This window comes from Vibrio sp. YMD68, from assembly GCF_029958905.1.
GTDB lineage: Bacteria > Pseudomonadota > Gammaproteobacteria > Enterobacterales > Vibrionaceae > Vibrio.
Map to the genome: position 1 here is coordinate 963060 of NZ_CP124613.1, position 18060 is coordinate 981119.

An 18060-nucleotide genomic window follows, 5' to 3' on the forward strand; every position below is an offset into this window, starting at 1 on the left:
GAAGGATATTACTCGTGATTTCTTGAAGTACTTTATGGGTTTAATGTACAGTGCCGACAATCACTTAGCATTGGCGTTCGCATTGGCACAATGCAAACCACCGTAATGAGGTTGCGTAGTATGAGTAAGATATTTCACCATCCGGTACAGATCTATTACGAAGATACCGATCACTCAGGGGTAGTGTATCACCCCAATTTTCTGAAGTATTTTGAGCGAGCACGAGAGCATGTCTTGGGTAGTAATAAACTGGCAACATTATGGAACGAACACGGCTTGGGGTTTGCCGTGTACAAAGCGAACATGATTTTCCAGGATGGTGTTGAGTTTGCAGAGATTTGTGATATCCGAACATCATTCAAATTGGACGGAAAATACAAAACCCTTTGGAGACAAGAAGTCTGGCGAGAAGGGGCAAGTAAACCTGCGGTGATAGGGGACATCGAAATGGTGTGTCTAGATAAAGATAAGCGCCTTCAACCGGTCCCAGCTGAAATATTAGAAGCCATGATTGAAGCCGTATAGCAAACCATCTTCCTCAAAGAACACTCAAAGATAAATAGATACGTGGCTCTAGCTGAACCTGCGAGCCGCGCTCATCAAAGCGTCGTTTTCACTCTCGCCCTGACTTTGTTCGTAACATATCCTCCTAACTTAGCTTTTAACATAGCCCTTCACATATAGCCCCTAACATAGAGAACTTAACATAGAGAACCTAAAATAGACGAGTCGAAGTGTTTCATCTTGATCTCCATGTCCGGTATAACTCCTCCCACAGTCACAGCAAACCGGTATTGTTCATCTAACCGTCCTAAGCAGGTCTGCCATTGAATCTGCTCGAAAGATTGGTTTGAAGTATCATTTTCGCTACTGACATCAAAATTAACGTGAATACCGCGATATGTCTCGATACAGAGTTTATCGCACTCATTATTAGGTTTAGTGCCCATCGTGACAGCATCAATAGATAAATCACACTTCAAAGCCGATGAAAAATCAAAAGAAAAACGGTTTAATGGTATGGAAAGACCGAGCCCGGTCGCTTTGATGTATGACTCTTTCAATGCCCATAAATCGAAAAAGCGTTCGTTTTTTCGGTCGCTGTCAAGATCGTTCAAATCCTTAATTTCTTCCGCTGTAAAGTACCGGTTCATGACGGCACCAATATCCATTCCACTGCGAGAGTGCTCAATATCCACCCCCAAAAAGATACTGGCATTCTTCATCTGACATACCGCAATTAACAAATGATCTTTGCTATGACTAATATTGAACGATAGACCTGTGTTTAAATACTGTTCGCTTATCAAGGCAGGCTTTCCCTTCGGCCCCAAATGAAACTGCCATTCCTGCGGACCCAATGATGAATATTGAGACAAAACACAACGCAAGTAGCAGCGTATATAAAGAGCCTGAATTTTATCATGGTGAAAACGAAACCGGTCTACTTTTTTCACTTCATCTCCTGAAAGCCAGGTTCGAAGTTGACTTGTTTTATTCAAACATTCATCAAGTTGATTGAGTGGGCATAGCCACAGATCAATCAGAGGCTGAACGGCCAAATGGCATCTCCTTTTAGTCATTATTTTATCCTATGTTACTAGAGAATCAGAGGGAGAGAAATGACGATGTTCGACTTTTAAACTCACTGTATTCACACCATAACAAATGTACTGGTGAGATGAGTAGAGTCCTATAAAATAAAACCATTTATACGAATGGTTACAAAAACATGAGCTAGATCTCACTCATGATAAAAGTAGAGTATAAACTCAAATTTTGTAAATTTTATCCCATAAAATCAGACAATTAGGGAATTCATTTATCAATTTAAATCCATTTCTTCGTATTCATCTGGTCTGACAAGATTGTCCGTTGCGTTCAGAGCATTGTATCAATTAGTCGCCTCAGCTAACCTGCTCAACCATTAGTCAACTTTATTCATTTTCATTGCGAATATAAGCATCTCATATAGCAATTATTTAGACAGGATTTTAATGGACATTGCCCGCATACATGAATGCTTAAATCGCCCATGATTCATATCGACTATGACGAGTTATTTAACTCTCAAAGCATCATCTCTAACTGGTTGCTCACTAGCAGCGACCAGACTTTTCAGCTGTGTTTTTCTAGATCTCAAACGGATTTATTGTCTATGCACTTAAAAAGCCAGCTTCAAAATATGACATCACCCCTCGTGATTTCCAGTGGAGACTCATAATGAGCCAACCCGAACAAACAACACCCGAATCTATCGACGACACTCGACTCAATAAACGCCTTAAAGATATGCCTATTGCTATCGTTGGAATGGCGAGTATGTTTGCGAACTCTCGTTACCTGAACAAGTTTTGGGACTTGATCAGTGAAAAAATCGATGCGATTACAGAAGTGCCCGATACTCACTGGCGCCCTGAAGATTACTATGATGCTGATAGAACAACGCCGGACAAATCTTACTGTAAGCGTGGTGGCTTCATTCCTGAAGTTGACTTCAATCCGATGGAGTTTGGTCTTCCGCCGAACATTTTGGAGCTGACAGACACATCCCAGTTACTATCATTAATCGTAGCAAAGGAAGTACTTGAAGATGCAAAACTTCCAGAAGGTTACGATCGCGATAAGATTGGTATTACGCTAGGTGTTGGTGGCGGTCAAAAGATTGCACAAAGCCTAAACGCACGTCTGCAGTACCCTGTATTGAAGAAAGTCTTCAAGAGCAGTGGCATTAGCGACGAAGACAGCGAAATGCTGATCAAAAAATTCCAAGACCAATACATTCACTGGGAAGAGAACTCATTCCCGGGCTCTCTTGGAAACGTCATTTCAGGCCGTATTGCGAACCGTTTTGACCTTGGTGGCATTAACTGTGTTGTGGATGCAGCGTGTGCGGGCTCTCTTGCCGCAATGCGTATGGCACTGAGTGAGCTGGTTGAAGGCCGCAGTGAAATGATGATCACAGGTGGTGTGTGTACCGATAACTCCCCAACCATGTACATGAGCTTCTCTAAAACACCGGCATTCACAACAAACGAAACCATTCAACCGTTCGATATCGACTCTAAAGGTATGATGATTGGTGAAGGTATCGGCATGGTTGCACTTAAGCGTCTAGAAGATGCAGAGCGCGATGGAGACCGTATTTACTCGGTAATCAAAGGCGTGGGTTCTTCTTCAGACGGTAAGTTTAAGAGTATTTACGCGCCGCGCCCAGAAGGCCAAGCAAAAGCGCTGAAACGTGCTTATGATGATGCTGGTTTTGCGCCACATACACTTGGACTACTTGAAGCCCACGGTACGGGCACAGCGGCTGGTGATGTCGCAGAATTTGCTGGTTTAAACTCGGTATTCAGTGAACACAACGAGCAGAAACAACACATCGCTCTAGGGTCGGTTAAATCTCAAATCGGCCATACCAAATCGACAGCAGGCACCGCAGGTCTTATTAAAGCGGCACTTGCGCTGCATCATAAAGTACTGCCGCCAACGATCAATGTATCCGCGCCGAACCCTAAGTTAGATATCGAGAATTCGCCATTTTATCTAAACACTCAAACGCGCCCTTGGATGAAACGTGTCGACGGCACACCGCGCCGTGCAGGTATCAGCTCATTTGGTTTTGGTGGCACTAACTTCCACGTTGTATTGGAAGAGTACACGCCAGAGCACGCTCGCGGTGATAAATACCGTCAGCGTCAAGTACCACAAACATTCCTATTCAGTGCTGAATCTCGCAGCGCGCTGATCACCGAACTGCAACAAGTTACCGCGTCACTTGCCGGTAGCCATGTGAACTTAGCCAAATTTGCTCGTCGCTACGCACTGCGTGATATCGAAGCTTCCCATGCTCGTCTTGGTTTAGTAGCCGTTGATCTGCCTGATTTTAAAGCTCAATTAACCAACGCAATTTCGATGCTTGAAGCCCAAGACAAACTGCATTGGCAATTGCCCAACGGAACGAGCTACCGAAAGTCAGCATTAACGAACGGTGACTCTAAGGTTGCTGCGCTGTTTGCTGGTCAGGGTTCTCAATACCTAAACATGGGTCGAGAGCTTGCCTGTCATTACCCTGAGATGCGTCAACAATTGGCGAAAGCGGATCAGGTATTTGGTCAGCATAAGAAGACAGCGTTGTCTCAAGTGCTTTTCCCAATCCCTACATTCACTGCAGATGCAACTAAAGCTCAAGAAGCGGTACTAACCAATACAGCGAATGCTCAAAGCGCGATTGGTACTGTCTCTATGGGTCAGTTTGAAATAATGACTCAAGCGGGCTTTAAAGCAGACATGGTTGCAGGCCACAGCTTTGGTGAGCTAAGCGCACTATGTGCATCGGGTGTTATCTCCCAAGATGATTACTACCAACTGGCATTTGCTCGTGGCGATGCAATGGCAGCGACACCTGAACAAGGAGACAGCGGTACTATGTTTGCAGTCATCCTAGACGCAGACAAACTTCCAGCCGTTGAAAGCTGCATCAGCCAATTCGAAGGCGTGAGTATTGCCAACTACAACGCGCCGACTCAACTGGTTATTGCAGGTCCAACTGCGACGGTTCAACAAGCAGCAGAAGCGCTAACTGAACAAGGCTTCAAAGCGATTGCTCTGCCAGTATCTGGCGCTTTCCACACACCACTTGTTGCTCACGCTCAGAAACCATTTGCTGCTGCAATTGATAAAGCTTCATTCAGCGCTCCAACGCTGCCGCTTTACTCAAACGCAACGGGCAAACTGCACAGCAAAGACGCTAAAGCGATCAAGAAAGCGTTCAAGCAACACATGCTGCAATCGGTTCGTTTCAGTGAGCAAATTGAAGCGATGTACGAAGCGGGTGCACGCGTATTCGTTGAGTTCGGTCCGAAGAACATTCTTCAAAAGCTGGTTGAGAAAACATTGGCTGATAAGAACGAAGAACTTTACGCAATCAGCATCAACCCAAGCCCTAAAGGTGACAGTGACCAACAGCTTCGTTTAGCTGCGGTTCAACTGTGCGTGGCCGGTGTTTCATTAGACAACATTGACCCTTACCAAGCTGACATTGCTGAACCTGCAAAGGCATCACCAATGAACATCAAGCTGAATGCAACCAACTACATCAGCCCAGCTACTCGTAAGAAAATGGATCAATCATTGGCTTCGGGCAACGTCACCGAAAAGACTGAGATTGTTGAAGTGAAAGTTGAAGTCGAGAAAATCGTGGAAAAAGAAGTGATTAAAACAGAAATCGTTGAAGTACCTGTGGCTACTCCTCAAGCTTCAAATGTACAACAGTCAGCTGCCCCAGCACCAAGTGCACAAGTAGCAACAGCAGCTCCGCAATCACAAGTGGTTCAAACTGCCCCAGCGACTAGTCAGCCAACAGCTCAAGTAACGGTAGATGAGTCTTCATTGCAGTCGTTCTTCAATGCTCAACAACAAGCAGCAGAAGTACATCAGCAGTTCCTTGCGATTCCTCAGCAATACGGTGACACGTTCAACACCCTAATGTCTGAGCAAGCGAAAATGGCAACAGCAGGCGTAGCAATTCCTGAGAACCTACAGCGTTCTATGGAAATGTTCCACCAGCATCAGGCGGAGACGTTAAGGGCACACGCTCTTTATCTTGAGATGCAAGCTATCAACAATAACTCAGCATTAAGCGCGTTTGGTTCTCAAGCTGTATCTGCTCCAGCTTACGCTCCAACTGCGGCCGCAAAAGCTGTCGCTCCCGTTGTTGTACAGGCGACGACTCAGCAGGCGGTTTCGCAACCTGCACCTGTGGTAACTCCAGTTCCAACCCAAGCCACGACTGTTGCTCCTAAAGCGGTTAAACCAGAACTGGCTCAACCTCTAACAGAGCAAGCGAGTCAGTCAATGACAGCTAAGACTTCAGCACCGGCAATTGTTGCTGAAGCTCCTCAAACAGCTTCGGCATCAGTGCAATCGGCGGATGCTGAAAAAGTCATGCTAGAAGTGGTGGCTGAGAAGACAGGCTATCCAACAGAGATGTTAGATCTTGATATGGATATGGAAGCTGATCTTGGTATCGACTCTATCAAACGTGTTGAAATCCTTGGCACAGTTCAAGACGAAATGCCAAACCTACCCGATCTGAACCCTGAAGATTTAGCGGAATGTCGTACTCTTGGTGAAATCGTGGCTTACATGAACAGCAAAATGCCAGCATCAGCACCTGTTGCAGCGCAGCCAAGCACAACTCCTCCTGTTCAAGTAACTAATGGCCTTGATGCGAAAGTCGTTCAACAAACCATGCTAGAAGTGGTGGCTGAGAAAACGGGCTACCCAACTGAGATGCTCGATCTAGAAATGGATATGGAAGCGGACCTTGGTATCGACTCTATCAAGCGTGTTGAAATTCTAGGTACGGTACAAGACGAGCTACCAACGCTTCCTGAGCTAAACCCTGAAGATCTCGCTGAGTGTCGTACTCTTGGCGAAATCGTTGCTTACATGAACAGCAAGCTTCCGGCTTCTGCTCCTGTAGTGGCTCAAACTGCAGCGACTTCAGTTCAAGCAGCTAGCGGTTTAGATGCGGCTGTCGTTCAGAAGACGATGCTAGAAGTGGTAGCAGAAAAGACGGGCTACCCGACTGAAATGCTAGACCTAGCAATGGATATGGAAGCTGACCTTGGTATCGATTCAATCAAGCGAGTTGAAATTCTAGGTACGGTTCAAGACCAGCTACCAACATTGCCAGAGCTCAACCCTGAAGATCTCGCAGAGTGTCGCACTCTAGGTGAAATCTTAGCCTACATGAACAGCAAGCTTCCAGCTTCTGCTCCTGTAGCAGCTCAAATATCTGCACTAGCGCAAGCAGTATCAAACGGTTTAAACGCAGAACAAGTTCAAGGCACAATGCTGAGCGTAGTGGCTGATAAAACGGGCTACCCAACAGAAATGCTCGACCTAGCAATGGACATGGAAGCTGACCTTGGCATCGACTCAATCAAACGTGTTGAGATCCTTGGAACAGTTCAAGACCAGCTACCAACGCTGCCGGAGCTAAACCCTGAAGATCTAGCGGAATGTCGTACACTAGGCGAAATCGTTGCTTACATGAACAGCAAGCTAGGCGCTAATGCTGCACCTGCTCCAGAAGCAACTGCAACCGCTGCAGAAAGCGCAAGCAACGACCTAAACACTGCTCACGTTCAATCAACAATGATGGAAGTGGTTGCCGACAAAACAGGTTACCCAGCAGAAATGCTCGACCTAGCAATGGACATGGAAGCAGACCTTGGTATCGATTCGATTAAACGCGTTGAGATCTTGGGTACGGTTCAAGACCAGCTACCAACGCTGCCAGAGCTAAACCCTGAAGACTTAGCTGAGTGTCGTACTCTTGGTGAAATCGTTACCTACATGCAAAGCAAGCTATCCGCGGCTGCACCCGTAGCGACTCCAAAAGCTGAATCAGTAACGCCTATCGCAGAAACAGCGACAGCGGAACTTCCTCCACACAATGAGGTAGCGCTAAAAAAGCTACCAGCGGCAGATAAACTCGTCGATTGTTTCTCAAAAGACGCTTGTATCGTGATCACCGATGATGGTCATAATGCGGGTGTTCTAGCAGAAAAGCTGACGGCTAACGGCGTTCACGTTGCTGTAGTACGTAGCCCACTATCTGCCGCGTCACCACTAAACAGCGAAATCGCAAACTACACGTTAGAAAGCATCGATGATGCTGGTGTGACAGCAGTGATTAACGACATCGAAGCAGACCTTAAAACGTCGAACAAAGTGATTGCTGGCTTCATTCACCTACAAGCTATCGTTGATGCGAAACAAAGCAACGAGCAAGCGGTTAACTTGAATGCAGACTCAAGAGCTTCACTGACGACAGCGTTCTTATTCGCCAAGCACCTAAATGGCCAACTGAATGCCGTTTCTGGTCGTAGCGTGTTCTTCACACTAAGCCGTATCGATGGTGGCTTTGGTTACCTAGATACTAAGCAATTAGTGAATGCAGAACTTAACCAAGCCGCGCTGTCTGGTCTCACTAAGACACTGAGCCATGAATGGTCAAACGTGTTCTGCCGTGCATTGGATGCTGACGCTTCTATTGATGCTCGCCACCTAGCTGAAGCTATCATAGGCGAACTGTTCGATATCGATACCAACACGGTTGAAATCGGCCTTAGCCATGCGGAAAACGGTGAATCTGGTCGTGCAACATTGATTGCGGCAACACCAGGTGCTGCACAAACCAAAAACGCAGGTGCTCAACTCACCAAGAGCGACAATGTTCTCGTAACGGGTGGTGCTAAAGGCGTGACGTTTGAATGTGCGCTGACGCTTGCTAAGCAATGTAAGTCTCATTTCATTCTTGCGGGTCGTAGTAAGCATATTACTTCAGATGAGCTACCTCAGTGGGCACAAGGCAAGCAAGAGAAAGAGCTAAAACCAGCGGCTATCGCTCACCTACAAGCAACAGGAGACAAACCAACGCCGAAGAAAGTTGATGCCTTGCTAAAACCGGTATTGAGCAGCCTTGAAATCAACGCAGCACTTGCCGCTTTCAACGAGATTGGCGCAAGCGCTGAGTACCTAAGCCTAGATGTGTCGAACCATGAGTCGGTAGAGAAAACACTGGCGAATTTCGACGGCATCACGGGGCTTATCCACGGCGCAGGCGTACTGGCTGACAAACACATTCAAGATAAAACACTTGATGAGCTGAATATGGTTTACGGCACGAAAGTGGGCGGACTAGAAGCGGTTCTTGGTGGTCTTGATAGCAGCAAGCTAAAACTGATTGCGATGTTCTCTTCGGCGGCGGGTTTCTATGGAAACACTGGCCAAAGTGATTACTCGATGTCTAACGAGATCCTAAACAAAGCGGCTCTACAACTATCTGCTCGTAACCCTCAAGCGAAAGTGATGAGCTTCAATTGGGGACCGTGGGACGGTGGCATGGTCAACGCAGCACTTAAACGTATGTTCACAGAACGTGGTGTGTACGTAATTCCTCTTCAAGCAGGTGCAGAGCTGTTTAGCTCTCAGCTGTTGAGCGAAACCGGCATTCAATTGCTGGTTGGTACGAGCATGCAAGGCGCTCAAGAGGAAGCTTCTGTAAAAAAGCGTAATGCGGAGTCTGTGTATCTTGCAAAGAGTCCGCTGAAAACAAGCATCACTGTGACACGTATTCTTGATCCAAAGGCTCTGCCTTTTATCAAGGATCACTGCATTGCCGGTAACCCAGTGTTACCGACAGTGTGTGCAATCCAATGGATGCGTGAAACAGCGCAACAATTGCTAGGGGCGAACGTTAGCGTTCGCAACTACAAATTGCTTAAAGGCATAATCTTTGACACGGATGAAGCACAAGAACTAACAGTGACGTTGTCACCTGAAGTATCTAAAACAACGGATTTGGAAGACGGCGTGATAAAAGCGTTGATCAGTTGCCAAGGCCGTCCGCAATACCAAGCGGAATTGTTGGTTGCTGATGCTCAGGTAGCGAGCGATGTACCGGCTTCATTATTTAAGCATTTTGATGTTAGCTCTGACTCAAAAGTGACCACTGCAGAAACTTTGTACAGTGATGGAACGTTATTTCACGGGCCAACACTGCAAGGCATTAAAACGGTAGAGCGTTTTGATGACCAAGGCTTGTTAGCTCAGTGTGAAATGCCAACTGTTGTTGATAGTGATTGCGGATCTTTCATTGCAAAAAATGCGTTTGGTGACAGCCAACCATTTGCCGAAGATTACCTGCTGCAAGCGATGCTAGTTTGGGCTCGATTAAAGTACGGCTCGGCGAGTCTTCCTTCAGCTATTGGTGAGATGATCTGTTATTCACCAATGCAATCAGGTGATAACGGCCATTTAGAACTTGAAGTGATCAAGAGTACCGCTCGTTCACTGCAAGCGAATATCGCTCTTTATCACCAAGATGGTCGATTGAGTGCGGTTATGAATGGGGCAAAAGTCACCATCAGTAAAACGCTTAATGATGCCTTCTTAGCGAATCAGCCTGAAACTAAATCGGTAGCGAAGAAAACCAAAAAATCTAAGACAGCTGAGTCCAAGAAAACACAGGAGCTCTCCTCATAGTGACTGTTCCTACTAATAAAGCGATGCCTTTGCGCATCGCTCTTTTAGCTCAGCCTGCAAACGCCGCTGGGCTTTCTGCCAACTTATTGTCCTCACTTTCTGCTGTTCAAAAAATAGTGGTCGGTGATGATTTCAATCTATCGATTAATAGCGCTATTGAGGCGGTGTCTCAAGGAAACATCATAGAGTTAACGACAGCAAATATTCATGGCATGCCCGCCAATAGCATCTTCATGCTAAGTGCATTGAGTGCAGCGAAAAGTAAGATTCACCCGCATGCGTATTTTTCTGGTTTCAGTGAAAACAGCGACACGAAAATCGAGAGTGTCAAAAACGCACTCTCACATGCTCGACGCCTATCTGAAGACCTCAGTTATGATCGTGATTTTGATGTAACGACTTCTACACAGCAGTTCGCCGAATTGTTTGCACTCGTTACCGCCATTTCAGGTCGTACACTGGAAAATCGTTATTGGTTCACTCAGCAGAATAAAGCTCGTGTAGCTTCGCTAACGTTTAATCGCGTAAGTGAAGGTTCAACAAGTTTAATTTTGACTCAAGCGACGGGGCTGAAGCCCGCTAAACCATTACTTTCTCAAGAGAGAGTGATGTTCGTCGTTAGTGGTTCAAATGAAACTGAACTTAAATCCGCTCTAGCTCAACTCAAAGTACAACTTAGTGGTTTACCTTCAATTGAGTCTAGTGAGCCTAATGCGATTGAACTGATTAAGTTAATGCATTCGAACCTCAAGCAGTACCAAACATCAGGTTCTAAAAATACTGGTTGTGCTGATATTGTCATTCAAGCGGTATCGGTAGAGTCCGCGTTAAAAGAGATCTCTGCGTTAGAAAGTTCACTGGGCAAAGTCATGGCTGAAAACAGTCATTATAAAACGCCTGCGGGTAGCTGTTTTTCACCAGCACCCAATAGCAAAGGTGGTGTCACGTTTGTTTATCCGGGCGTTGGCACTGTTTATCCGGGGTTACTTCGCGAATTTCACCACTATTTCCCACAGCTTTTTGCGCGTTTAGAGCGAGAAGGTGATTTAGAGGAAATGCTGCAAGCGAGTAAAACGTACGCTGATGAGCCCCAAGAGCTGTCATTGAGTGAGCTTGCCATCGCGGGTGTCGGCAGTAGCTATATTCTGACACAGTTGTTGTGCGAAGACTTTGCTGTAAAACCGGACTTTGCCTTGGGTTATTCCAAAGGCGAAGCATCAATGTGGGCAAGTTTGGGAGTGTGGAAAAATCCACATGCGCTGATTGAAATGACGCAAACCAGCCCAATCTTCACCACCGCGATTTCAGGTGAGTTAACGGCTGTGCGTCAAGATTGGAAACTCGGTCATAGTGAAGATATCAAGTGGAATAGCTTTGTCGTTCGTAGCGACTCCGCTTCTATTGAAGCGCTTTTACCTGAATTTCCAAGTGCTTATCTAGCTATTATTCAAGGTGATACTTGTGTACTAGCAGGCTGTGAAGAGACATGCCGTGCATTACTTAAAAAGCTAGGCAAGCGTGGAATTGCGGCGAATCGGGTAACAGCGATGCATACTGAGCCAGCTTGGAGCCAACATGATCAGATACGTGAGTTCTACACTCAGCCCGTATTTGATGAACTGCCTGAGCATATTCGTTTTATCAGTGCCGCTGAAAATCGTCCGGTGGATATAGACAGTGAAAGTATCGCACTTTCTATTGCTGATACGTTTTGCTCGACATTAGATTTTACTTCATTGATTCGTGCCGCCCGTACACAGGGTGCTCGACTATTTGTAGAAGTAGGGGCCGATCGTCAAACGAGTACCTTAATCGATAAGATCAATCGCACCGACGAAGTTTCTCATGGGCACTGCACAGTTGCCAGCAATGCGAAAGGTGGCGAGGACATAACGACATTGTTGAAATGTATCGGTCAGCTAATCACTCATCAAATTCCTCTCTCTGTTACGCCGCTTATTGAAGGGCTGGAACAGCAGATAAATGACGCGAAATACCAATGCCATTTATCAACGACACAAGGATTGTCGGTAACAGATAGTGAAGCGAATAACCATCAAGGGGAGCCAGTATGAGTTCTCAATCAAACGCTTTAAAAAGTAATAAAATTGCGATTGTCGGTATTGCTAATCAGTACCCACAATCAGACACGCCAAATGACTTTTGGCAAAATTTACTCGATAAAAAAGATTCTCGGACTACGTTAAGCGCAGAAAAGCTTGGCGCGACGCCGCAAGACTATCAAGGTGTTCAAGGTGAGTCTGACCGTTTCTACTGCGATAAGGGCGGTTACATTGAAAACTTTAACTTCGATAGTTCAGGTTACCGCGTAACGGAAGGGTCGTTCCAAGGCATCGATCAAAGCTTTTTATGGGCTTTAGATACAAGCCGAAAAGCGCTAGTCGATGCGGGGGTCAATCTTAGTTCGGATGTGTTAGAACGCACCGGTGTCATTATGGGGGCGCTGTCGTTCCCAACGACTCGTTCAAACGATCTGTTTTTACCTATGTACCACTCTGTCGTGGAGAAGGCGCTGAAAACGAAGTTATCCAACGAAAACTTCCAGTTATTGCCAACCAATGAGCAACCTCAACCACTTAATGCAGTCAACGGCGCCGCTGCACATAACGCGTCGAAACTGGTTGCTGATGCACTAGGTCTTGGCAATGTACAGTTAAGCCTTGATGCCGCGTGTGCAAGTTCGGTCTATTCATTGAAGTTGGCTTGCGATTACCTGAATGCGGGCAAAGCCGATATGATGCTGGCAGGTGCAGTATCTGGCGCTGATCCATTCTTCATCAATATGGGTTTCTCAATTTTTCACGCTTACCCTGATCACGGTGTATCCGCTCCTTTCGATAGTAACAGTAAAGGCTTGTTTGCTGGCGAAGGCGCAGGCGTTCTAGTACTAAAACGTCTCGCGGATGCAGAGCGTGATGGCGATAATATTTATGCTGTTGTTAGCGGTATTGGTTTATCAAACGATGGGCGTGGTCAGTTTGTATTGAGCCCAAACAGCAAAGGGCAAGTTCAGGCATTTGAACGCGCTTACGAAGCGTCAAATCTAACACCAGATAGTATTGAAGTGATTGAGTGTCATGCTACAGGTACACCACTGGGCGACAAAGTAGAGCTGACCTCCATGGAACGCTTCTTTACCGACAAGCTACAAGGTTCAAACGTTCCATTGATTGGTTCCGCGAAATCAAACCTTGGACATCTGCTAACAGCTGCTGGTATGCCTGGGATCATGAAAATGATCTTTGCGATGAAAGAGGGCGTTTTACCGCCAAGCATTAATCTTGATACACCTCTATCTTCTCCAAATGGCTTGTTTGGCACTCAAACTTTACCGAAACAAGTTCAGTCTTGGCCAGATAAAGCAGGCAACTCAGAGCGTTGTGCTGGCGTATCTGTGTTTGGTTTTGGTGGCTGTAATGCACACTTATTGCTAGAGGCTTACTCAAAAAGTAACCCCACTTCATCTGGACTTCAGTCTAGTTCAACAGCGACACCATCAGCGTTAAAGATAACAGGCCTAGCATCTCACTTTGGTTCATTAAAAAGTGTGTGTGAGTTTGATAACGCGATTAAGTCTAATACCAATGCCTTCATTGAACTGCCGAAGAAGCGTTGGAAAGGGTTAGATCAGCATCCAGAGCTATTAAGACAACTTGGGCTTAATGGTGTGCCAAGTGGCGCGTACATTGATCAGTTTGACCTTGATTTCCTACGTTTTAAAGTGCCACCCAATGAAGATGATCGTTTGATCTCTCAGCAACTGTTATTGATGAAAGTGGCCGATGAAGCGATTCGTGATGCCAAGTTAGAAGCGGGACAAAAAGTTGCTGTGTTAGTAGCAATGGAAACGGAACTTGAAATGCACCAGTTCCGTGGACGCGTGAACTTGCATAGCCAGCTTGCTGATAGCCTCGAAAACATGGGGATAGATTTAACGGAAACTGAATACCAAGCGCTAGAAACCATTGCGATGGACAGCGTGATGGACGCGGCGAAGCTGAATCAGTACACCAGTTTCATTGGCAACATCATGGCGTCTAGAATCTCATCATTGTGGGACTTCAACGGACCAGCCTTCACTATTTCAGCTGCAGAGCAATCTGTAGCGCGTTGTGTTGATGTTGCTGAAAATCTAATGTCACAAGAATCCATTGATGCAGTCGTTATTGCCGCAGTTGACTTAAGCGGTAGTGCTGAACATGTATTACTACGAAACAGCATTACGCCAGTCGCTTTAACCGCCAAAGACCCTAGTACAAAGAATTCGGGTTGGAAAGTCGGTGAGGGTGCCGGTGCGCTCGTGTTGGTTGATCAAGCTCACGCGGAATCAACCCAATGCCAAGCTTATGGTGAGATCAGTGCGTTAGCCTTTGGTTCTAGTCAACGTGAGCACGTAGTGACTGACAAGCTTCTAACACGCGTAGGAGTGAGTTCTAACGAAATTTCATTGCTTGAGCTGAACGAAGCCGCGGAAAATCCAACGGCTAGCCAATTAACGGGCACGTTAAGCGCAGCAACCCCAACTCATGCGAGTGAACGTGTTGGCCATTGTTCGTCTGCATCGGGTATGGCAAGCCTTATTCATGGCTTATTGAGCTTAAATGTTCAATCGCCTGCGAATATAAGCGCACCGAAAAGAGCCGTTGTAGCAAACATCAGTGAAGGGCAGTGTTCTCAATTACTGTTAACCCAGTCAAACGTTGAATCTCAATCTTTGAATGGCCGCTTAAGTAATGAGTTGGCAAGTGACAGTAAGCGTCAATTAGTTAAGTCAGTATCGTTGGGAGGACGCGATATTTATCAGCATATAACGGAAACACCGTTAGCTGATTTGAATCAGATCCAGCAAAAGTCAGCGGGTAAATCAGCGAAGAGACAAGCAACGATCGCGACATTAGCGCAATCGAATATTGTGACTCTACAACATGCTGAAGTTCCACTGCTAGAGACGGCACAGATCGGGATGCCACAGCCTACAACTGCACAACCTTCACATTCTTCTGCAACTTTGGCGACGACTTCGCCGAATTCGATTACAGGTAATCACAGCAATATGACTACAGTCCTATCCGCTAAAGAAAACGCGCCACAGGTTTCAGCGTTCAATCAAAATCAACAATTGACTCAAGAAGTGCACAAAGCCTTCCTTCAAACGCGTGCACAAGGTCTTCAAATAGCCGATGCACTACTAAAGGCGCAATTAAATGCTGTTACAACGGGTATTGATAATGCTCAGTTAAGCAATAGTGTTCAAACATTGGACATTCAAAACGGTGTGGCGAGCGCTCCTGTAACGCAACCCATGAATGTGCTTGCTACGCCTGAAGAAACCGCACCAGAACAAGCAGCGCCGGTCAAGCCAGCTCTTAAACCATGTATTTGGAATTACGACGACTTAGTTGAATACGCCGAAGGTGACATTGCAAATGTATTCGGCCCTGATTATGCAATTATTGATAACTACTCTCGCCGTGTACGTCTGCCAACCACCGATTACCTATTGGTATCTCGTGTTACTAAACTAAACGCGACAGTAAACGAATTCAAGCCAAGCACAATGACAACGGAATACGATATTCCTGTTGATGCGCCTTATCTTGTTGATGGTCAAATCCCTTGGGCCGTAGCCGTAGAGTCTGGTCAATGTGACTTAATGCTGATCAGCTACTTAGGCATTGATTTTGAAAACAAAGGTGAGCGCGTATATCGTCTACTAGATTGTACGTTAACCTTCTTAGGAGACTTACCTCGTGGTGGCGATACGCTACGTTACGATATCTCCATCAATAGCTTTGCTCGTAATGGCGACACACTGCTGTTCTTCTTCTCTTACGAATGTTTCGTTGGCGATAAGATGATCCTGAAAATGGATAACGGTTGTGCGGGCTTCTTCACTGATGAAGAATTGGCTGACGGCAAAGGCGTGATTCACACTGAAGATGAAATCAAGGCACGTAAATTGGCGACAAAACAGCGTTTTGACCCTATCTTACATTGTCCTAAAACTCAGTTTGATAACCAATCACTGCGTCATCTTCTTACTGCAAACATTGCGGAATGTTTTGGTCCGACTCACCAATCCGATCGTCATCAACCTTCACTCTGCTTTAGCTCTGAGAAGTTTATGATGATTGAAAAGGTTAGCCGCGTTGAACCACAAGGCGGTACATGGGGACTTGGTCTAATTGAAGGGCACAAGCAACTAGAGCCTGAGCATTGGTACTTCCCATGCCACTTCAAAGATGATTCAGTCATGGCTGGCTCATTAATGGCAGAAGGCTGTGGCCAGCTGCTGCAGTTCTACATGATGCATTTAGGTATGCACACGTTAGTACAGAACGGTCGATTCCAACCGCTAGAGAATGCACCACAGCAAGTACGCTGTCGTGGTCAAGTTCTCCCTCAATCTGCTGAACTAACGTACCGTATGGAAGTAACAGAAATTGGCTTGAGCCCACGTCCATACGCGAAAGCAAACATCGATATTCTACTCAACGGCAAAGTGATTGTTGATTTCCAAAACTTGGGTGTGATGATTCGTGAAGACGAAGAGTGTACTCGTTACATTGGCTCTGGTGATTATGTAGTGACGGATGAGACTACGATTCCTTACGCAAAAAACACGTCAACGGTTTCTAGCTCAGTAAAAGCGGTTGTTGCAGATAAATCGATAAGCCAACAAGCATCAGTAAATGCACCGCTAATGGCGCAGATTCCGGATCTAGACACGGCTCCAAATAAAGGGGTAATTCCACTACAGCACATTGAAGCGCCAGCAACGCCTGACTATCCAAACCGCACTCCTGATACTGTACCGTTCACGCCTTACCATATGTTTGAATTCGCAACGGGCGATATCGAAAAATGTTTCGGCCCAGACTTCTCAATCTACCGAGGCATGATCCCACCGCGTACTCCATGTGGTGACCTGCAGCTAACGACTCGCGTAGTTGATATTAAAGGTAAGCGTGGTGAATTCAAGAAACCGTCTTCGTGTATTGCGGAATATGAAGTACCTGCGAATGCTTGGTATTTCGACGAAAACAGCCATGAGTCATTAATGCCATATTCGGTATTAATGGAGATTTCACTTCAGCCAAACGGTTTCATTTCAGGCTACATGGGTACAACGCTTGGTTTCCCTGGTGAAGAGCTATTCTTCCGTAACCTTGATGGTAGCGGTAAAATGCTACGTAACGTCGATTTACGTGGTAAAACCATCACCAATGACTCACGTCTACTTTCAACAGTCATGATGGGGACTAACATTGTTCAAAGCTTCAGCTTCGAGCTAAGCACCGATGGTGTTCCTTTCTACGAAGGCACAGCTGTATTTGGTTACTTCAAAGGCGCGGCGCTTAAAGATCAACTGGGGTTAGACAATGGAAAAGTCACACAGCCGTGGCACGTTGACAACAATCGTACGCCTGACGTAAGCATTGACCTTCTTGATAAAACGAGCCGCTACTTCAACGCTCCTGTTTCAGCAATGGGCGTAGAACAAACGCACTACAAACTTGCTGGTGGTCGTTTGAACTTTATCGATAACGTTCAAATCACGAGCGATGGCGGTAAATCTGGTCTTGGGTACCTTTATGCTGAGCGTACTATCGACCCTAGCGATTGGTTCTTCCAGTTCCACTTCCATCAAGACCCTGTAATGCCAGGTTCTCTAGGCGTTGAAGCAATCATTGAGCTAATGCAGACCTACGCACTGAACAAAGATTTGGGTGCGGGTTTCCGTAATCCTAAGTTTGGCCAAATTCAATCTGAGGTGAAGTGGAAGTACCGCGGTCAGATTAACCCGCTAAACAAACAGATGTCTCTTGATGTACATATCACAGCAATCAAAGATGAAGACGGCAAGAAGATCATTGTTGGTGACGCGAACTTAAGCAAAGACGGACTTCGTATCTACGAACTGAAAGATATTGCTATCTGTATTGAAGAAGCTGACGGTGCTCAGAAAGCTTAAGCCAA

5 protein-coding genes are annotated in these 18060 nt (G+C 46.0%); 4 read left to right on the top strand and 1 reads right to left on the bottom strand.

Annotation, left to right across the window (positions count from 1 at the left end; genetic code table 11):
- The first annotated feature begins 120 nt into the window (after positions 1 to 120).
- Entirely contained in the window at positions 121 to 525 is a 405-nt protein-coding gene (locus tag QF117_RS04385; RefSeq protein WP_282384889.1) for a thioesterase family protein, read from the top strand.
- 176 nt (positions 526 to 701) lie between these two features.
- Here QF117_RS04385 and QF117_RS04390 read toward each other — a convergent pair whose 3' ends face one another.
- Positions 702 to 1562 (bottom strand): 4'-phosphopantetheinyl transferase superfamily protein, encoded by an 861-nt coding sequence (locus QF117_RS04390; RefSeq protein ID WP_282386150.1) that lies wholly within the window; start codon positions 1560 to 1562, stop codon positions 702 to 704.
- 661 nt (positions 1563 to 2223) lie between these two features.
- Between QF117_RS04390 and QF117_RS04395 the strand changes: the two genes are divergently transcribed.
- The 3 genes from QF117_RS04395 to QF117_RS04405 are packed head-to-tail and all read left to right on the top strand — an operon-like array spanning position 2224 to position 18055.
- A complete protein-coding gene (locus tag QF117_RS04395; protein ID WP_282384890.1) occupies positions 2224 to 10059 on the top strand; it encodes a type I polyketide synthase in 7836 nt (2611 codons plus the stop codon).
- A complete protein-coding gene (locus tag QF117_RS04400) occupies positions 10059 to 12134 on the top strand; it encodes a PfaB family protein (RefSeq protein ID WP_282384892.1) in 2076 nt (691 codons plus the stop codon). The genes QF117_RS04395 and QF117_RS04400 overlap by 1 nt, the downstream gene beginning before the upstream one ends.
- Positions 12131 to 18055: a beta-ketoacyl synthase N-terminal-like domain-containing protein gene (locus QF117_RS04405; protein ID WP_282384893.1), complete on the top strand. Its 5925-nt coding sequence runs from the start codon at positions 12131 to 12133 to the stop codon at positions 18053 to 18055. Before QF117_RS04400 ends, QF117_RS04405 begins: the two co-directional genes overlap by 4 nt.
- Positions 18056 to 18060 lie beyond the last annotated feature (5 nt).